Source organism: Pseudomonas sp. TE50-2 (genome assembly GCF_040813665.1).
GTDB classification, from domain to species: Bacteria; Pseudomonadota; Gammaproteobacteria; order Pseudomonadales; family Pseudomonadaceae; genus Aquipseudomonas; species Aquipseudomonas soli.
On the sequence record NZ_JBFNXN010000001.1, the window covers coordinates 4801240 to 4819913 of the forward strand.

The 18674-nt window shown below is 63.3% G+C and carries 13 protein-coding genes; 8 read left to right on the forward strand and 5 right to left on the reverse strand.

The features are described 5' to 3' along the window. Positions 1-55: 55 nt before the first annotated feature. Positions 56-1096: an OmpA family protein gene (locus AAHK21_RS21985; RefSeq protein WP_046854751.1), complete on the forward strand. Its 1041-nt coding sequence runs from the start codon at positions 56-58 to the stop codon at positions 1094-1096. Positions 1097-1187: 91 nt separating this feature from the next. Here the strand turns inward: AAHK21_RS21985 and AAHK21_RS21990 are convergent, their stop codons facing one another. The 4 genes from AAHK21_RS21990 to AAHK21_RS22005 form a co-directional block, all read right to left on the reverse strand. Beyond that, positions 1188-2858: a protein kinase gene (locus AAHK21_RS21990; protein ID WP_367858315.1), complete on the reverse strand. Its 1671-nt coding sequence runs from the start codon at positions 2856-2858 to the stop codon at positions 1188-1190. Between the two features lie 9 nt (positions 2859-2867). Further along, entirely contained in the window at positions 2868-4079 is a 1212-nt protein-coding gene (locus tag AAHK21_RS21995) for a NarK/NasA family nitrate transporter (RefSeq protein ID WP_110704511.1), read from the reverse strand. 161 nt (positions 4080-4240) lie between these two features. Continuing rightward, entirely contained in the window at positions 4241-4816 is a 576-nt protein-coding gene (locus AAHK21_RS22000; protein WP_367858316.1) for an ANTAR domain-containing response regulator, read from the reverse strand. Between the two features lie 10 nt (positions 4817-4826). Next, on the reverse strand, positions 4827-6041 hold the full coding sequence (locus tag AAHK21_RS22005; protein WP_367858317.1) for a CmpA/NrtA family ABC transporter substrate-binding protein: 1215 nt from the start codon (positions 6039-6041) through the stop codon (positions 4827-4829). A 126-nt stretch (positions 6042-6167) separates the two neighbouring features. Here AAHK21_RS22005 and AAHK21_RS22010 point away from each other — a divergent pair, with 126 nt between their 5' ends. Next, positions 6168-7193, forward strand: a complete 1026-nt coding sequence (locus AAHK21_RS22010; RefSeq protein ID WP_367858318.1) for a quinone-dependent dihydroorotate dehydrogenase — start codon at positions 6168-6170, stop codon at positions 7191-7193. A 135-nt stretch (positions 7194-7328) separates the two neighbouring features. Here the strand turns inward: AAHK21_RS22010 and AAHK21_RS22015 are convergent, their stop codons facing one another. Further along, positions 7329-7544 carry a ribosome modulation factor gene (locus tag AAHK21_RS22015; protein WP_003248687.1) on the reverse strand — a complete coding sequence of 72 codons (216 nt, stop codon included), beginning with the start codon at positions 7542-7544 and terminating at the stop codon, positions 7329-7331. A 550-nt stretch (positions 7545-8094) separates the two neighbouring features. Here AAHK21_RS22015 and rlmKL point away from each other — a divergent pair. The 6 genes from rlmKL to AAHK21_RS22045 all read left to right on the forward strand — a co-directional run bounded on the left by rlmKL (position 8095) and on the right by AAHK21_RS22045 (position 18649). Then, positions 8095-10293, forward strand: a complete 2199-nt coding sequence (rlmKL, locus tag AAHK21_RS22020) for a bifunctional 23S rRNA (guanine(2069)-N(7))-methyltransferase RlmK/23S rRNA (guanine(2445)-N(2))-methyltransferase RlmL (protein ID WP_367858319.1) — start codon at positions 8095-8097, stop codon at positions 10291-10293. A 95-nt stretch (positions 10294-10388) separates the two neighbouring features. After that, positions 10389-12788 (forward strand): diguanylate cyclase, encoded by a 2400-nt coding sequence (locus tag AAHK21_RS22025; protein ID WP_367858320.1) that lies wholly within the window; start codon positions 10389-10391, stop codon positions 12786-12788. 650 nt (positions 12789-13438) lie between these two features. Beyond that, positions 13439-14802, forward strand: a protein-coding gene (locus tag AAHK21_RS22030; RefSeq protein ID WP_367856463.1) for an IS3 family transposase whose coding sequence is annotated in 2 segments (ribosomal slippage) — positions 13439-13904 and positions 13904-14802 — 1365 coding nt in all. Because the reading frame shifts where the segments join, the coding sequence is not laid out codon by codon here. 174 nt (positions 14803-14976) lie between these two features. Then, complete coding sequence (locus AAHK21_RS22035) at positions 14977-16155, forward strand: integrase core domain-containing protein (protein ID WP_367856464.1); 1179 nt, start codon at positions 14977-14979, stop codon at positions 16153-16155. Positions 16156-16679: 524 nt separating this feature from the next. Further along, positions 16680-18122, forward strand: a complete 1443-nt coding sequence (locus AAHK21_RS22040; protein WP_038706507.1) for a PLP-dependent aminotransferase family protein — start codon at positions 16680-16682, stop codon at positions 18120-18122. Between the two features lie 62 nt (positions 18123-18184). Beyond that, positions 18185-18649, forward strand: a complete 465-nt coding sequence (locus AAHK21_RS22045; RefSeq protein ID WP_367858321.1) for a hypothetical protein — start codon at positions 18185-18187, stop codon at positions 18647-18649. Positions 18650-18674: the final 25 nt, after the last annotated feature.

Here is an 18674-nt window from a genome sequence, read left to right on the forward strand (position 1 = left end):
TGTCCCCCGGATGTTGGTGGGACTGCTTAACTATCACCAGATGGGGATTTAACGGATGAAATTGAAAAACACCTTGGGCTTGGCCATTGGCTCGCTCGTAGCCGTGACTTCGCTCGGCGCTCTGGCTCAAGGCCAAGGCGCAGTCGAAATCGAAGGTAACGTTACCAAGCAGTTCTACGACAGCGAACGTAACTTCAAGAACACCGGCACCAATCCAGGTGTTCGCCTCGGTTACTTCCTGACCGACGACGTCTCCCTGGACCTGGGCTACAACGAGACCCACAACGCTCGTGGTGAAGTCTTCAACAAAGACATCAAAGGCTCCAAGACCAAGCTCGACGCTACCTACCACTTCGGTACCGTAGGCGATGCACTGCGTCCGTACGTTTCCGCCGGTTTCGCTCACGAGAGCCTGGGCCAGGCCACTCGTAGCGGCCGTGACCACTCCACCTTCGCCAACGTTGGCGCTGGCGCCAAGTGGTACATCACCGACATGTTCTTCGCCCGTGCCGGCGTCGAAGCCATGTACAACATCGACAACGGCAACACCGAGTGGGGTCCGACCGTTGGTCTGGGTCTGAACTTCGGTGGCAGCGGTGGCCAGAAAGCCGCTCCTGCGCCTGCTCCAGTTGCCGAAGTCTGCTCCGACAGCGACAACGATGGCGTCTGCGACAACGTCGACAAGTGCCCAGACACCCCAGCCAACGTTACCGTTGACGCTGATGGCTGCCCGGCTGTTGCCGAAGTCGTTCGCGTTGAGCTGGACGTCAAGTTCGACTTCGACAAGTCGGTCGTCAAGCCAAACAGCTACGGCGACATCAAGAACCTGGCTGACTTCATGAAGCAGTACCCACAGACCACCACCACCGTGGAAGGTCACACTGACTCCGTCGGCCCAGACGCTTACAACCAGAAGCTGTCCGAGCGTCGTGCCAGCGCTGTCAAGCAGGTCCTGACCCAGCAGTACGGTGTTGAATCGAGCCGTGTTGACTCGGTTGGCTACGGTGAGACCCGTCCGGTCGCCGACAACGCCACCGAAGCTGGCCGCGCCGTCAACCGTCGCGTAGAAGCTCAGGTAGAAGCCCAGGCCAAGTAATTGGTTTGACGCTTCACGAAAAACCCGGCCTCGGCCGGGTTTTTCTTTGTCTGCGATTTTTTGGGGCGATGGGGCGTGGATGGTCGCGTGCTCAGTGCTTGAGCAGAACCAGCAACAGCACCACGTTCAACAGTAGCGACAGCAAGCCAATCGTGCGCCATACCTTCAGTGGCTCACGTTCCAGCAGTGGCCGTGGTCGCTCGTCCAGTTCCTGGAGGTCCCCCCGTTCCAGCAACAGCAACCACTGTTCGGCGGTCTCGAAGCGCTGCGCCGGATCTGCCGCCACCGCCTGCAACAGGTTGTGCTGAAGCCACTCCGGCACATCCGGGCGGTAGCGCGCCGGGTTTACTGGCGTACCGAAGCGTGGCCGTTGGAACGCCTCGACTTCGCCGTAGGGGTAGTGGCCGGTAAGCAGCTGGTAAAGCGTCACGCCCGCGGCATAGAGGTCCTGACGCGGCGCAGGCGGCAGGCCGTCGTAGGCTTCCGGGGCAAGGAACGAAGGCGTGCCTGGCAAGGCGTGGGGCGGGTCTTCGGAAAGCCCCGGGCAGTACGCCAGCCCGAAGTCGAGCAGGCGCAACTGGCCATCCTCGCCCAAGTGCAGGTTTTCCGGCTTGATGTCACGGTGCAGCAGGTTGCGCCGGTGCAGCGCACCGACAGCCTGCAGCAGCTGGCGCGCCATTTCCAGCCATTGCGCCAGGGGCAGCGGGCCGCTCGCCACGAGCAGGCTGGCGAGGGTCGTGCCCGGGTATTCGCGCATCAGGTAGTACAGGTGCAGGCGCTGGCTGGCCGGGTGCACCTCAGGGAAGTGGCGGCCGGCGACCCGGCGCAGGAACCACTCTTCCATGAGCAAGGTCTGGGCGGCCCCGGGCTCGTTGTCGCGGGCCGGGGGCAGGGTCTTGAGCAACCAGGGCCGGCCTTGCGGATCACGGGTGCGGTAGAGCAGCGCTTGCCTGCTCTGGGCCAGCAAACCGTCGATCTGCCAGCCATCGATCATCTGGCCTGCACGCAAAGCGGCTGGCAGCGGCCACTGCTTGAGCTGCGCCAGGGTGTCGCCCAGGTTGCTCGCGCCCAGCTGGTCGACTCGTACCAGCAAGGCGCTGGCATTGTCCTGGCTGCCGCAGTGATGGGCGCTGGCCACGAGGGTATCGGCGGCTTCCTGCAGGTCGCGGTGTTCGCGCAGGATCGACTGGATATGCGCATCGCCCAGACTGGCCCACACGCCGTCGCTGAGCAGCACGAAGCACTCGCCTTCATGCAGATCGCCCTCCAGATAGTCCACCAGCAACTGCTGGTCCAGCCCCAGCGCGCGCTTGAGCACATGCTGCATGCCGGGCTGGTCCCACACATGGTCTTCACTCAGGCATTGCAACTGGTCGTCCTGCCAGCGGTATACCCGGCAGTCGCCGACGTGGGCGAGGGTGAAGCGTCGCCCGCGCAGCACCAGGGCGCTGAGGGTGGTGAGCAGCGGCTGGCCATTGCCTTGGGCGCGCAGCCAGCGGTTTTGCGCTACCAGCAGACGGTCCAGGGCCTGGGCCACGCTCCAGGTGGCGGGCGTGGCGTAGTAGTCCAGGGCCAGGGCCTGCAAGCTGGCGCGCGCTGCCAGGCCGCCGTCGGCACACTGGCTGACGCCGTCGGCCAGCGCGCACAGGTAGCCCTTGCTGGCCGCCAGCTCGGCTGCAGGGGTGACCAGGCGCAGGGCATCCTGGTTTTCCGTGCGCGGGCCTGTGGCGCTGGCCTGGGCGAAGCTCAGTAGCAGGCTCATGACGGCGCCTCAGACCCGCGCCGCGGTGACTGCGGCCGAGCCCCAGGTGGTGCGCCAGCGCTGCTTGACGCCATGCAGGCCGAACCAGGCCAGCAGGCCGAGGCTGGCGAACAGCCACAGGCCGAGCTGGTAATCGCCGGTGTGCTGCTTGATGGTGCCAAGGCCCGCAGCGAGGAGGAAACCGCCGATGCCGCCGGCCATGCCGATCAGCCCGGTCATCACGCCGATCTCCTGGCGGAAGCGCTGCGGCACCAGCTGGAACACCGCGCCATTGCCCGCACCCAGCCCGAGCATGGCGCTGACGAACAACGCCAGGGCCGCCGCCGCGCTGGGCAGGTTGAAGCCCACCGCCGCGATGCACACGGCGGCCACGCTGTACATCGCCAGCAGGGTGCGGATGCCACCGAAGCGATCGGCCAGGGCGCCGCCGAGCGGGCGCATGAGGCTGCCGGCGAACACACAGGCGGCGGTGTAGTAGCCAGCGGTCACCGGGCTCAGGCCGTACTGGTCGCTGAAATAGCCGGGCAGGGCGCTGGCCAGGCCGATGAAGCCGCCGAAGGTGACACTGTAGAAGAACATGAACCACCAGCTGTCGCGGTCGCCGAGGGCCTTGAGGTAGTCGGCCATGGCCTTGGGCTTGGGCCGTTGCGGGGCATTGCGGGCCAGCCAGGCGAACAGCACCAGGGTCAGCAGCAGCGGCAGCAGGGCAAAGCCGAACACATTGTTCCAGCCAAAGGCGGCGGCCAGCGCTGGCGCCAGCAGCGCGGCGAACACCGTGCCGGAGTTGCCGGCACCGGCGATGCCCATGGCCTTGCCCTGGTGCTGCGGCGGGTACCACTGCGAGGCCAGCGGCAGAGACACGGCGAACGAGGCCCCGGCAAAACCAAGGAACACACCCAGCAGCAAGGCTTGTTCGTAGCTGCGCACGCCCAGCTGCCAGGCACAGGCCAGGGCGACGATCACCACCACCTGGCCGATCAGCCCGGCGGTCTTGGGCGACAGGCGATCGACCAGCACGCCCATGGCAAAGCGCAGTAGCGCGCCGGCCAGGATCGGCGTGGCCACCATCAGGCCGCGTTGCTGTGCGGTCAGTTGCAGGTCGGCGGCAATCTGCACCGCCATCGGGCCGAGCAGGTACCAGACCATGAAACTTAGGTCGAAATACAGGAAGGCGGCGAACAGGGTGGGCACATGCCCGGATTTCCAGAAGCTCGTATTCATCGGACACCTCGTGGGGCGCACAACACAGGGCGGAAACGAAAAGACGCCGCTGCCCGGTCCACGGATGAGTGGCGGGGAAGCGACGTCTTTGTCGGGGTCTGGGGGGCAACCGCCGTTGGCTACCCGGGGTTGCATGAGCAAGAGGCGGGCCAAGGTCTTGCCTAGCCCAGCAGCTCCGACATGGCGATGATCTGTTCCGCTACCTGGATCAGCTTCTGCTGGCGGCTCATGGCCTGGCGGCGCATCAGGGTGTAGGCCGCTTCCTCGTTGCAGTCCTTCATTTTCATCAGCAGGCCCTTGGCTTGTTCGATGCGCTTGCGCTCGGCCAGTTGCTGGTCGCGGGCCAGCAATTGCGCCTTCAGCGCCTGGTCGCTTTCGAAACGGGCCATGGCCACGTCGAGGATCGGCTGCAGGCGCGTGGTCTGGATCCCCTCGACGATGTAGGCGCTGACTCCAGCCTGGATCGCCTGGCGCATCACGTCGGGGTCGTGCTCGTCGGTGAACAGCACGATCGGGCGGGGGCGATCACGGCTGACCAGCACCACCTGTTCCATCACATCGCGGCCAGGTGACTCGGTATCGATCAGCACCACGTCCGGGTGCACCGTTTCGACACAGGCGGGCAGGTCGATGCTCAGGTTGCCGGCCTCGATTACTTCGAAGCCGGCCTCGATCAGGGCCGCCTTGAGACGACCGACTTTCTTTTCGGTGTCGTCGATCAGCAGGATACGCAGCATGTTCGCCCCCTCAGTGACTGGCGCGGGCATCAGGCGCCGCGTCCAGGGCGTGCAGGGGGAAGCTGCGCGCATAGCCATGGGGGTCGCTGCCGTCCCAGCGGCGGCCGTCGAGCAGCAGGCTGCTGCGCATGGGCAGGTCGGCGCAGGGCACGCCCAGTGCAGAGGCGGCCTCGCGGTAAAGGGCCAGCTGTTGCACCTGGCGGGCGACCCCGAGGTAGTCCGGGTCGTCACGCAGCAGGCCCCAGCGGCGGAACTGGGTCATGAACCACATGCCGTCGGACAGGTAGGGCAGGTTGGCCCGGCCCTGGTCGAACAGGCGCAGGCCATGGGGGTCGTGCCAGCGATGGCCGAGGCCATCCTGATAGTCGCCGAGCAGGCGCGGCTCGATGCTGTCGACGGGGGTGTCAAGGTAGGCGCTGCCGCTGAGCAATTGCGCGGTGCTGCGGCGGTTCTCCTGGCTCTGCTCGATGAAGCGCGCGGCGGCGAGTACCGACTGGATCAGCGCCCGGGCGCTGTTGGGGTACTGTTCGACGAAACTGCGGGCGCAGGCGAGGACCTTTTCCGGGTGATCGGGCCAGATCGACTGGCTGGTGGCCAGGGTGAAGCCCTGGCCCTTGGCGAGCGCGTCCGCCGACCAGGGTTCGCCGACGCAGAAGCCGTCGATGCGCCCGGCCTGCAGGTGGGCGGCCATTTGCGCCGGGGGCACCACCACGCTGCTGACGTCACGCAATGGGTGGATACCCTGGCTGGCCAGCCAGTAGTACAGCCACAGGGCATGGGTGCCGGTGGGAAAAGTCTGGGCGAAGGTCAGCCGTGCGCCTTGCTGGTGCACCAGCCGCGCCAGTGCCTCGGGGTTGGTCACGCCCTTGCGCTGCAGCGTGGGGGAGAGGTTGATGGCCTGGGCGTTCTGGTTCAGGCCCATAAGCACGGCCAGGGGGCTGGCGGGCACGCCGCCGATACCGAGGTGCACCGCGTACACCAGGCCATAGAGGCAGTGGGCAGCGTCGAGTTCGCCGCTGACCAGCTTGTCGCGCAGCCCGGCCCAGGAGGCCTGCCGGCGCAGGTTGAGGGTCAGGCCGAATGGCTGGGCGAAGCCCTGGGTGGCGGCGACCACCACCGAGGCGCAGTCGGTGAGGGCCATGAAACCGATGTCCAGGCTGGGTTTTTCCGGCGCGTCGCTGCCGTTGACCCAGGCCAGGGGCGTTGTCGGGAGGGCTGTGTCCACGGAGTTCCTCGGGTGTTCGCAAAGGGCTGCATACCACTGACATAGCAACCCATGTGCCATGGCCCTGTCGCCCTGGCGGCGCGCTGGCTATAATCGCCCCCTCACACACCGCGAGTCCGCCCGCCCATGTATAACCTGGCCCGCCAGCTGCTGTTCAAGCTCTCCCCGGAAACCTCCCACGACCTCTCGCTGGACCTGATCGGCGCCGGTGGCCGCCTCGGGCTCAATGGTCTGCTGTGCAAGCAGCCAGCGGCGTTGCCGGTGACGGTGATGGGCTTGAACTTCGCCAACCCGGTCGGCCTGGCCGCAGGCCTGGACAAGAACGGCGCGGCCATCGACGGTTTCGCCCAGCTGGGCTTCGGCTTCGTCGAGATCGGCACCGTGACGCCACGCCCGCAGCCGGGCAACCCCAAGCCACGGCTGTTCCGCCTGCCTGAAGCCACGGCCATCATCAACCGCATGGGCTTCAACAACCTGGGTGTCGACCACTTGCTGGCACGTGTGCGCGCCTCGAAGTACACCGGGGTACTGGGTATCAACATCGGCAAGAACTTCGACACCCCGGTCGAACGGGCCCAGGACGACTACCTGATCTGTCTGGAAAAGGTCTACAACGACGCCAGCTACATCACCGTCAACGTCAGCTCGCCGAATACCCCGGGCCTGCGTTCGCTGCAGTTCGGCGACTCGCTCAAGCAACTGCTCGATGCCCTGGCCGAGCGCCGCGAACAACTGGCCACGGCCAACGGCAAGCGCGTGCCATTGGCGATCAAGATTGCACCGGACATGAGCGACGAAGAGACCGCGCTGGTGGCCGCGGCGCTGCGCGAGTCGGGCATGGATGCGGTGATCGCCACCAATACCACCCTGGGCCGTGAAGGTGTCGAAGGTCTGCCGTTCGGTGGCGAGGCGGGCGGCCTGTCGGGCGCGCCGGTACTGCAAAAGAGCACGCACACGGTGAAGGTGCTGGCGGGCGAGTTGGGCGGCAAGCTGCCGATCATCGCCGCTGGCGGCATTACCGAGGGGCGTCACGCGGCTGAGAAGATCGCCGCTGGGGCTAGCCTCGTGCAGATCTATTCGGGCTTCATCTATAAAGGCCCGGCGTTGATTCGTGAAGCAGTGGATGCGATTGCGGCGATGCCGCGCCAATGACTGAGTAAAGGCCCGCACCGGCAGCGATGGTTGAAAGATTCGAAGCATAAAAAAGGGGTCCCTCAAGGGACCCCCTGGGCCGCAGCCCGCCGCCCGGATAGGGCGCGCATGGTGACTCGAATTCAGTGTCCTCGTTCAGCCAACGGCGTGATTTTCGTTGAGTCTATGAATGCCAGCGGTGCCGGTCATGCCATCCCAGTTATCGCCGCGACCTTCGCGCCAGCCGTTGATCCAGGCTTGGCGTACAGAGGGTAGATTGAAGGGGCAAAGTTCGCGGGATTTGCCGGTGACTCCATACTGGTAGCCACGTGAATATGCTCTTTCCAACGGATCACGCTTAAGTCTTCTCATAGGGTGTTGCCCTCACTTGTTGACTGTAATGTCCCGTCGGCCTCTCCGAGGCCGGGCAGAATCGTTCTGCCGGTTTGCGCCCGCTGCCGGCGTCGCGGGCTGAAAGTGCCGCCCCGTTGCGGTGCGGCCTGAGATCAGTTCTAACGAATGCGAGTCACAGTGTGAATGATCGATTTGTCATAAGGACGTAACCTTTCCAAGGGTGAGGGGATAAGTAAATAAATGCGACTCAACCTTGTTTGCCGTTGAGCCCGCTATGATCAGGGTTTAGTCAACGTTGACGTCAATTGGCCAGCGTTGCTCGCTGATGACAGTAATAATTGGTAATGCGACGAAGGGTCACATCTGAACCCTGGGTCCACGAAATTTTCACACTGCCCGACGATCAAAGCCTTTTTCGCCTCTGCGCGAGGCGTTGGTCTGCCGGGCGGCCAGGTCTTGCGAACGCTTCGCAAGGCCACCCGGGCGCCTGCTGGAAAGGTGCCCGGGCAAACAGCGGCAGCCGATGCGTCGGCTTGCCATCTACCTAGCCAAAGGCTCTGGATTGCACATGTCGGACCGTTTCGAACTTTATCTCACCTGCCCCAAGGGTCTTGAAGGCCTGCTCGCCGAGGAGGCCCGCCAATTGGGCCTGAGCGAGGTGCGTGAACACACCTCGGCCATTCGCGGCGACGCCGATATGGAAACCGCCTATCGCCTGTGCCTGTGGTCGCGCCTGGCCAACCGGGTGCTGTTGGTGCTCAAGCGTTTTTCCATGAAGAACGCCGATGACCTCTATGACGGTGTGAATGCCCTGGATTGGGCCGATCACCTGGCGGCCGACGGTACGCTGGCGGTGGAGTTCAGCGGCCATGGTTCGGGTATCGACAACACCCACTTCGGCGCCCTGAAAGTGAAGGACGCCATCGTCGACAAGCTGCGCAACCGCGAAGGCCTGCGCCCGTCGGTGGAGAAGGTCGACCCGGATGTGCGCGTACACCTGCGCCTGGACCGTGGCGAGGCCATCCTGTCCCTCGACCTGTCCGGCCACAGCCTGCACCAGCGCGGCTATCGCCTGCAGCAGGGCGCGGCGCCATTGAAGGAAAACCTGGCAGCGGCGGTGCTGATCCGCTCGGGCTGGCCACGCATTGCAGCCGAGGGCGGCGCCCTGGCCGACCCGATGTGCGGTGTGGGCACCTTCCTGGTCGAGGCGGCGATGATCGCCGCCGACATCGCCCCCAACCTCAAGCGCGAGCGCTGGGGCTTCACGGCCTGGCTCGGGCACGTACCGGCGCTGTGGCGCAAGCTGCACGACGAGGCCCAGGCCCGTGCCCAGGTGGGCCTGGCCAAGCCACCGCTGTGGATTCGTGGCTACGAGGCCGACCCGCGGCTGATCCAGCCGGGGCGCAACAACGTCGAGCGCGCAGGCCTGGGCGACTGGGTGAAGATCTACCAGGGCGAGGTGGCGAGCTTCGAACCGCGTCCGGACCAGAACCAGAAGGGCCTGGTGATCAGCAACCCGCCCTATGGCGAGCGCCTGGGTGATGAAGCCAGCCTGCTGTACCTCTACCAGAACCTCGGCGAGCGCCTGCGCCAGGCGTGCATGGGCTGGGACGCGGCGGTGTTCACCGGTGCGCCGGAGCTGGGCAAGCGCATGGGCATACGCAGCCACAAGCAGTACGCTTTCTGGAACGGCGCATTGCCGTGCAAGCTGCTGCTGTTCAAGGTCCAGCCGGACCAGTTCGTCACCGGCGATCGTCGCCAGGCCCAGCCCGAGGCGGGGGAGAACGAGCCGCGCCGCCAGGCGCCGGTGGCCAGCGAGCCGGCGCGCCTGTCGGAAGGCGCGCAGATGTTCGCCAATCGCCTGCAGAAGAACTTCAAGCAGCTGGGCAAGTGGGCCCGTCGCGAGAAGGTCGATTGCTACCGCGTGTACGATGCCGACATGCCCGAGTACGCCTTGGCTGTCGACCTGTATCACGACTGGGTACACGTGCAGGAATACGCCGCGCCCCGTTCGATCGATCCGGACAAGGCCCAGGCGCGCCTGCTCGACGCGTTGAGCGCGATTCCCCAAGCCCTGGGCGTCGATCCGCAGCGGGTGGTGCTCAAGCGCCGGGAACGCCAGACCGGCACTCGCCAGTACGAACGCCAGGCCACCGAAGGACGCTTCCAGGAAGTCAGCGAAGGTGGCGTCAAGCTGCTGGTCAACCTCACCGATTACCTCGACACCGGCCTGTTCCTCGACCATCGCCCGATGCGCCTGCGTATCCAGCGCGAGGCGGCGGGCAAGCGCTTCCTCAACCTGTTCTGCTACACCGCCACGGCCAGCGTGCACGCAGCCAAGGGCGGCGCGCGCAGCACCACCAGCGTCGACCTGTCGAAGACCTATCTGGACTGGGCACGGCGCAACCTGTCGCTCAACGGTTTCTCCGAGCGCAACCGCCTGGAGCAGGGCGACGTCATGGCTTGGCTTGAGAACGCCCAGGACAGCTACGACCTGATCTTCATCGACCCGCCGACCTTCTCCAACTCCAAGCGCATGGAAGGGGTGTTCGACGTGCAGCGCGACCATGTGCAGTTGCTCGACCTGGCCATGGCGCGCCTGGCGCCGGGTGGTGTGCTGTACTTCTCCAACAACTTCCGCAAGTTCCAGCTCGACGAGCACCTGGCGACGCGGTATGCGGTGGAGGAAATCAGCGCCCAGACCCTGGACCCTGACTTCGCTCGCAACAACCGCATCCATCGCGCCTGGCAGCTGCGTTTGCGCTGAGCCGACGAGGTACATGGCGTGGCCACTGGCCAGCGGCTATAAAGCAGGACAGGGCGGGACAATACGCAGGACGCTGACGTTGCTGAGAGTCCTCTATGTCGAACCCAGGCGTACCTGCGAAGCCGCTTGGCCTGTTCGGTGACGAGCTGTCGGCCTGGGGCGTGGCCCTGGCGGCGCTGGTCGCCGGAGCGCTGCTCACGGCCGCGCTGGCCATTGCCACGCAGACCTTCTTCAAGCAGCAACTGCGCCAGCGCTTCGAGCTGCTGGCCAGTGAGCGCTACAGCCGCATCGCCGAACGTTTCGAGGAGCAGGAGCAGCGCCTGGACGGCCTGCGCCGCTTCTTCGCCTACTCCAGTGAAATCACACCCTACGAGTTCGATGGCTATGCCCGTCCATTGCTGCATCGCACCCAGGCCTATTCCTGGGCGCCGCGGGTAGCGTCCGGGCAGCGCGCGGCGTTCGAACAGCACGCCAGCGCCTTGCTGGGGCAGCCTTACCAGATCCGCGACCTGGATGCCCAGGGGCGCTGGCAGGCGGCAGCGATGCGCGATCACTACTATCCGGTGCTGTACACCCAAGCGGCGAGCCGACAGGCCCAACCCTATGGCTTCGACCTGGGCGGGCAGGCGCTGCGCGCCGCGACCCTGGCGCGGGCCTCGGGCCCTGGCAGCATGGCGGTGTCCGCGCCGCTGGACATGATCAATGTCGAGCCGGCCTACACCCGCGGCTTGCTGATGGTCGCCCCGGTGTTCGCCGATGATGCGCCGGCGAGCGAGTTGCCCCGAGGTTATGTGATGGCCTTGCTGAGCCTGCACCAGTTGATTGCCGAGAGCCTGCCGACCGTGGCCGACGACAACCTGGTGGTGCGCATCCTCGACCTGTCCACCGAGGGCGGCCACGAGGTGCTGTTCGACTCGGGCATGCCGCCTGCGCGCATGGGCCTTGCCAGCAGTCACCTGCTGCACCTGGCCGACCATCACTACCAGCTCGATATTCGCCCCAGTCAGGGCTTTCTGTTGGCCAACCGGTCGTCTGCGGTGCCTGTCGTGGCATTGCTGGGTGGCCTGCTGAGCGTACTGCTGGCGCTGCTGCTCTACAGCCTGTTCAGCCAGCGTCAGCGTGCCCTGGGCCTGGTGGCCCGGCGTACCGCCGAGTTGCGGGTCAGCGAGCAGTCGTTGCGCGAGACCCACAACCAGCTGCGCAGCGTGCTCGATGCCGCGACCCAGGTCGCGATCATCGCCACCAGCCTGCGCGGGGTGATCGGCACGTTCAATGCCGGCGCCGAACGCATGCTGGGTTATTCGGCCGGGGAAGCGCTGGGCCAGCTGCGGCTGGAGGACCTGGTTTTGCCCGAAGAGCTGCATCAGCGTGCCCATGCCTTGAGCGTGCGCTTTGGCCGCGAGGTCGGCGCCGGCCAGGCGATGTTCGCCGAAACGGTGCAGGAGGGTGGCGCGCAGCCGGCGGACTGGACGCTGGTGCGCAAGGACGGCAGTCATCTGCTGGCCAACATGCTGGTGACGGCGGTGCTGGACGAGCAGGGCTTGTGGGTGGGTTACCTGGCGATCTGCATCGATGTCACCGAACGGCGCCGGGTCCACGAGGCCTTGGCGGCCCGCGACCGGCTGCTGGAGAAACTCAGCGCCGAGGTGCCTGGCGGGATCTACCAGTACCGCCTGGATGCCGATGGCCACTCCTGTTTTCCCTACGCCAGCCAAGGGCTGCACGACATCTACGAGGTGGACCTGGCGGTACTGCGCGAGGATGCCACGGCGGTGTTCGAGCGTATTCACCCTGACGACCTGGAGCGGGTACGACGTTCGGTGCGGTATTCCGCCGAGCACCTTGCGCCGTGGCGCGAGGAGTATCGGGTGTGCCTGCCGCAAGCGGGGCTGCGCTGGGTGCGTGGGGAGGCTACGCCGGAGATCGGCGAGCACGGCAGCACGCTGTGGCATGGCTACCTGACGGACATCTCGGATCTCAAGCGGGTCGAGGAAGAGTTACGCGCATTGTCGGTGACCGACGCCCTGACCGGCATCTACAACCGACGCTATTTCCAGGAGCGGCTGCGCAACGAACTGGATCGGGCGCAGCGCGAAGGTTTGGACCTGGCGGTGATCATGCTGGATATCGACCATTTCAAGCGTATCAACGATCAGTTCGGGCACGCGGTTGGGGATCATGTGTTGCGCAATCTTTGCCAGCGGATCGCGCATCGGCTGCGGCGCACCGATGTGTTCTGTCGCTTGGGCGGGGAGGAGTTCATGGTGCTGTGCCCCGGGAGCAATGCCGAGCAGGCGCGGATGTTGGCGCAGGAGTTGTGGCAGGGGGTGCGCAGTGTGCCGGTGGAGGGCGTTGGGCGGGTCACGGCGAGTTTCGGGGTGGCGGGGTGGCGGGCTGGGGAGGGGGCGGATGCATTGTTGTTGCGGGCGGATGCTGGGGTATATGTGGCCAAGCAGGGGGGGAGGGATCGGGTTGAGGGGGAGTTGTTGTCTTGACTTGGGTTTGATGTTCTTGTTGATTGGTGGATATTACTTGGTGTTGGTTTTGAAGTTGTATGCGAATTTAGTTTATATTACGTCGCGTCGGTGCATTGTCATCTTTTCAATTGCTTAATCTTCAAGTTTTGCTCTTGCTCTTGCTCTGTTTTTGCTTCTAAGTGCGCGATAGTTCAGGCGACACAAATTGCGACTTCAGAAGGCCGAACGGAGGTCTTGCGGAGGGAGGTGACGGGCATGGATGCCCGTCAAGCGCTGCGCCCCAGGATGGGGCGTTCAGCGCGGTCCTCCCGGGAGCAAGGCCGGAGTGAGGGGACCCCGGAGCGAAGCGTAGGGGCCGGATGAATGGAGCGAGGATTTTTTGGTTCCTTTTTGATCCTTCAAAAAGGGACCCGCCGTAAGGGCGGAAAGGTGATTATGCGTCACCATCGCAACTGAATGCGCATATAACTTTCAAAACACACACTGTGTAAGTCAAAGTCAAAGTCAAAGTCAAAGTCAAAGTCAAAGTCAAAGTCAAATGCGGTTGGTGTGGGTTTTTACAGTTGTAAGCGCATTCATTGGCTATACTGACGCATAGTCACCTTTTCGCCCTTACGTGAACTGACCCCCGAAAGTTGGACACCTTATCCCCAACCGGAGGGTGTTCCATGACGAAATACAACCTGGCACTCAAGCAGGCACTCATCGAAGAGTGCCTTTCTGCCCGCAGTGTTCATGAGGTGGCGCTCAAGCATGACCTGAGTCCATCGCTGTTACGCCGCTGGGTAAAGGGCTACGAGCAACACGGTGCAGCCGGTTTGATTGCCAAGTACAGCCACTACGACGCGCAGTTCAAATTGAAGGTTTTGCAGTGCATTGAGCAAGACGGACTGTCCGCCCAGCAAGCTTGCGTGCAGTTTGATATCCGCGGCCCGAGTAGCATCAGGCAATGGAAAAGGTTGTACGATAAAGGCGGAGTAGAAGCCCTTCACCCGCGCCGTACCCGAGAGTTCAGCATGCCCCGCAAGCCATCAAAACAGTCCAGCACAAGCCCGCCCACCCCAGCGGACAGCGAGCTGACACCAAAGCAAATGCTCGAAGAGCTGGAATACCTGCGCGCGGAGAATGCTTATCTAAAAAAGCTCGATGCCTTGATCCAAGCGGACCCTCGAACTGCGCAGGCAAGAAAACGCAGGCTATCCAAGGATTGAGGCGCGGGCATCGACTTGCTCTGCTGCTACGTGCTGCAGGGCTGGCACGCAGTACCTTTTATTACCAAAGCAAAGTGCTGGTGGCTGACAAGCATGCTGCTCTCAAAGAGCGCATCAACAGCCTCTATCACGGACATAAGGGGCGGTACGGCTATCGTCGTATCACTGCGGTCCTCGGGCACAATGGCGAGGTGGTCAACCACAAGAAGGTGCAGCGACTGATGCAGTTGATGGACCTCAAATCTCTGGTCAAAGTTAAGAAATATCGCTCGTACCGAGGCTCCGAGGGGGTTGTTGCATCTGATCTACTCAAACGCAAATTCAAGGCAGAAGCCCCCAATCAGAAATGGGCAACCGACGTGACAGAGTTCAAGGTAAAGGGGCAGAAGCTGTTTCTCTCGCCTGTGATGGACCTGTACAACGGCGAGATCCTTGCTTATCAGATCAACCGGCGTCCTGAGTTCAAGATGGTTTCGACAATGCTGGAGCAAGCCTTCGAGCGGCTGAATCCAGGTGACAAACCGATACTGCATTCCGATCAAGGCTGGCAATATCAACAGCCAACTTACCGGCATATGCTGGCTGGGAAGAATATCGAGCAGAGCATGTCACGTAAGGGCAATTGCCTGGACAACGCCGCCATGGAAAGCTTTTTCGGCACGCTCAAGAGCGAGTTTTTTTACCTGGAATCGTTTGAAAGTGTTGAGCAACTGGCATCAGGGCTAGAGGATTACATCGCCTACTACAACCAAGAACGCATCAGTCTCAGACTGAATGGCTTGAGTCCGGTAGAATTCCGAACCCAAGCGCTGGCCGCATAGCGCTACCTGTCCAACTTTCGGGGGTCAGTTCACCGGCGAGTCACTTTTTGTCAAACGCGACAAAAAGTAACCAAAAAACGCTGCGGGTATGACTCACCCACATGGGTTACAAATCAGTTCACGCACATAGGTAACAGTCTTTAACTGGCAGGGTCGGTTTTCGAGGATCTGACCATGCCTTGGCGAGAGCTGAAACCTATGGACCTTAAAATGCTTTTCATCGCGGATTACCTGCAGGGGCCGCCCAGCTTCAGCGCCCTGTGCCAGGCCTACGAGATCAGCCGAAAGACCGGCTACAAATGGGTCGAGCGATATGAGAAAGAGGGGCCTTCGGGGCTGGAAGAACGCAGCCGCCGCCGGTTGAACCAGGATTGGGTCGTACCCGCCGCAGTTCGCGAAGCCATCATCGAATTGCGCAGTCGAGGCGAAACGGAACCGGGGCCGAAAAAGATCCAGGCTGCGCTGCAGGAGCGTTTCCCTGATCAGGCGCCGCCCTCGAAGACAGCGATCTACAACATCCTCAAGAAAGCCGAATTGGTCAAACCACGCCGCTTACGTCAGCGTGTAGCGGTCTATCCCAAGCCCCTGGAGAAGGCCGAGTCGCCTAACCAGCTGTTCAGTGCGGACTACAAAGGTCAATTCCTGACAGGTGCAGGCGTCTGGTGCTATCCGCTGACGATCATGGATCACGCCAGTCGTTTCCTGCTCGCCTGTCACAGCATGCCCAATACCAACCTGCTGGAAACCCAGGCCGTTTTCACCCAAGTGTTCCGAGAGAATGGCTTGCCTGAGCGGATTCGTACCGATAACGGTGTGCCGTTTGCCAGTAAGGGGCGTGCGGGACTTTCTCAGCTGTCGATCTGGTGGCTGCGTCTAGGCATCATTCCCGAGCGTATTGCGCCTGGTCGGCCTGAACAAAATGGCCGCCACGAGCGCATGCATCGAACGCTCAAAAGCACGCTCCCATCGCCGCCGGCAGTGGCCTGGGAGGCTCAACAACGGCACTTTGATCGCTTTCGGCAGCACTACAATCATGAGCGCTTGCATGAAGCGCTGAAGCAGAAAACACCGGCGTCTTGCTACCAGCCATCTCCACGCCCATTCCCTGAAAAGCTCCCCGAAATGACCTATCCCAGTCATATCGAGAGCTTGCCGGCTGATAGCTCCGGCATCATCAATCGCCGGGGCTTGAGGATCTACGTAGGTTATGTGCTCAAGCACCAGACCATTGGACTGGAGCAGGTTGGGGATGGCATCTGGGATGTTATTTTCGGCCCCATCATCCTTGGCAGGGTCGATGTGCGGGATGCCACTGATGGTTATGTAACACTCAAGGTGTTGTCACCTATGTGAGTGAACTTTTGTGTAACCCATGTGGGTGATCCGTACATGCGCTCCATTCATCCGGCCCTCCGCTTCGCTCCGGGTCCCCTCACTCCGGCCTTGCTCCCGGGAGGACCGCGCTGAACGCCCCATCCTGGGGCGCAGCGCTTGACGGGCATCCATGCCCGTCACCTCCCTCCGCAAGACCTGCGTTCGGCCTCCTGAAGTCGCGAAGTTACGGGCGGCGCCTGGGCTGACGCAGCTGTCGCTAGCTGGGTAGGGCGCTAGACTCTTGATCGGCAACGGCAACGGCAACGGCAACGGCAACGGCAACGGCAACGGCAACGGCAACGGCAACGGCAACGGCACAGTATCAAAGGTAATTTGAGCGTTCGTCGGCGCGCCGACGTGGTCGGCTATCACTTCTCTGTCACGTAACTGTATTGTTGGCTATTCTCCGATCTGTCCCAGTACACTTCGTAACTGTTACGGTATTCTGGCCCCGCAGTGAGCCACACAAGAACAATGACCCGTCAGCGCTTCGAGAACACGCCATGACCAACCTGCTGCTGTACCAGCGCATTGCCCAGCAACTGGCCGATGACATCCGCCGGGGTGTCTACCAGCCGGGGGAGCGGGTGCCGTCGGTGCGCAAGATGAGCGCGCAGCTCAATGTCAGCCACGCCACCGTGCTGCAGGCTTACGCCAATCTCGAGGACCAGGGCCTGATACGTGCCCGGCCGCAGTCCGGTTACTACGTCCACCAGACCCCGGCGTTGACGGCGCAGACCCCGGATATCGCGCGGGTCGAACGCCCGGGCCTGGTCACCCGGGCAAGCATCATCCAGCAAGTGCTGGTCGAGGCGCGGCGCGATGGGGTTTTCCCGTTCGGCGCTGCGGTGCCGCATGTCGACTACCTGCCCGTGCGTGCCCTGCACCAGCAGTTGGCCAAGGTGACGCGCTTCCATAGCCCGCGTGCCTTCAGCTACATGTTCAGCCCAGGTTTCGAACCGCTGCGCCGGCAGATCGCCATTCGCATGCGTGATGCCGGCGTGCTGGTCGATCCGCGTGAGGTGGTGGTCACCCACGGCTGTGTCGACGCCCTGCAGATGGCGCTGCGGGTGCTGACCCGGCCGGGCGACCTGATCGCGGCCGAGTCGCCCACTTACTATGGCCTGCTGCAGTTGGCCGACCTGCTGGGGCTCAAGGTCATCGAGATTCCCAGCGACCCATCTACCGGTATCAGCCTGGAGGCCCTGCAACTGGCCGCCAACCAGTGGTCGATCAAGGCGTTGGTGTTGACGGCGCGCTTGAGCAATCCCCTGGGCGGCACCATCCCCGAGGAGCGGCAGAAGCAGTTGCTGCGCCTGGCCTCCGACTTCGACATACAGATCGTCGAGGATGATATCTACGGCGAACTGATGTTCGAGCAGGGGCGCACCAAGGCGCTCAAGGCGTTCGATCGCCTCGACCGGGTGATTTACTGCTCGAGTTTCTCCAAGACTCTGTCGCCAGGGGTGCGGGTTGGCTGGATGATCGCCGGGCGCTACCAGGACGAGATCCAGCGCCTGCAGACGTTCACCACGCACTCGGCCTGCAGTGTCACGCAGATGGCGGTGGCCGCCTACCTGGAGAACGGCGGCTACGATCGCCACCTGCGCTACATTCGCCAGGAATATCGCAAGAACCTCAGTGCCTACCAGCTGGCAGTGCAGCAGCATTTCCCGGAAGGCACGCAGATGACCCGGCCCACTGGCGGCTTCATCCTCTGGGTCAGCCTGCCGGGGCGGGTCAATACCCAGGAGCTGCATGTGCGGGCGTTGGAGCAGGGGATCAGTATCGCGCCGGGGCTGATCTTCAGTAATACGGAGCAGTTCAACCACTGCATCCGGCTTAATTGCGGCATTCCCTGGAACCGCGAGGCGGAGCGCGCGGTGATGACCCTGGGGCTGCTGGCCCAACAATTGTGCCGCGAGCCGACAGGTTCACTTCTGTAGGCTTGTCAGATGAGCGGGGAACAGGGAGCATACGCGTTTTGCAGCTTACGCTCCCGGTACCCATGAACCTGTTTCGTCCTCTTGTCATTGCCCTATGTTGCGCGTTGCCCTGGCTGCCGGCCGGAGCGGTGCAGGCCGCCGAGCCTGCAGCCAAGGCGCAGGGAGTGCACAAGTCGGCGGCCAAGGCTGCAGCCAAGCCGGCAGCCAAGCCCAAGGCCAAACCAAAGGCCAAGCCCAAGGTGAAGGCCAAGCCTGTCAGCAAGGCTGTCGCGAAACCGCTGCCCAAGCCGAAGATCGACCTGAGCCTGCCGAGTGAGATGGTCAGGCATCTCGAGCCGGACCTGGGTGACGGGCCGGTGGTGCGCAAGCCGCTGCTGCCGTCGATGTTCCCTACCAAGCCGGAGTCCGACAGCAGCCCGTTCCAGCTCAACGGCCGGCTGATCAGCAACGAAATGCAGCTGCAGTTGCGCAACGACAGCCGGCGTGATGTCGACGGCGCGGCGATCGATTTCGAATTCCGCAACTGACTGCCGGGTCACGGTTTTTTTCATT

Coding starts and splice junctions, on each gene's coding strand:
- AAHK21_RS22045 (WP_367858321.1), top strand. CDS start 18,185: ATGAACCTGTTTCGTCCTCTTGTCATTGCCCTATGTTGCGCGTTGCCC.
- AAHK21_RS22000 (WP_367858316.1), bottom strand. CDS start 4,816: ATGCTGCGTATCCTGCTGATCGACGACACCGAAAAGAAAGTCGGTCGT.
- AAHK21_RS22035 (WP_367856464.1), top strand. CDS start 14,977: ATGCCTTGGCGAGAGCTGAAACCTATGGACCTTAAAATGCTTTTCATC.
- AAHK21_RS21990 (WP_367858315.1), bottom strand. CDS start 2,858: ATGAGCCTGCTACTGAGCTTCGCCCAGGCCAGCGCCACAGGCCCGCGC.
- AAHK21_RS22025 (WP_367858320.1), top strand. CDS start 10,389: ATGTCGAACCCAGGCGTACCTGCGAAGCCGCTTGGCCTGTTCGGTGAC.
- AAHK21_RS22010 (WP_367858318.1), top strand. CDS start 6,168: ATGTATAACCTGGCCCGCCAGCTGCTGTTCAAGCTCTCCCCGGAAACC.
- AAHK21_RS21985 (WP_046854751.1), top strand. CDS start 56: ATGAAATTGAAAAACACCTTGGGCTTGGCCATTGGCTCGCTCGTAGCC.
- AAHK21_RS22015 (WP_003248687.1), bottom strand. CDS start 7,544: ATGAGAAGACTTAAGCGTGATCCGTTGGAAAGAGCATATTCACGTGGC.
- rlmKL (WP_367858319.1), top strand. CDS start 8,095: ATGTCGGACCGTTTCGAACTTTATCTCACCTGCCCCAAGGGTCTTGAA.
- AAHK21_RS21995 (WP_110704511.1), bottom strand. CDS start 4,079: ATGAATACGAGCTTCTGGAAATCCGGGCATGTGCCCACCCTGTTCGCC.
- AAHK21_RS22040 (WP_038706507.1), top strand. CDS start 16,680: ATGACCAACCTGCTGCTGTACCAGCGCATTGCCCAGCAACTGGCCGAT.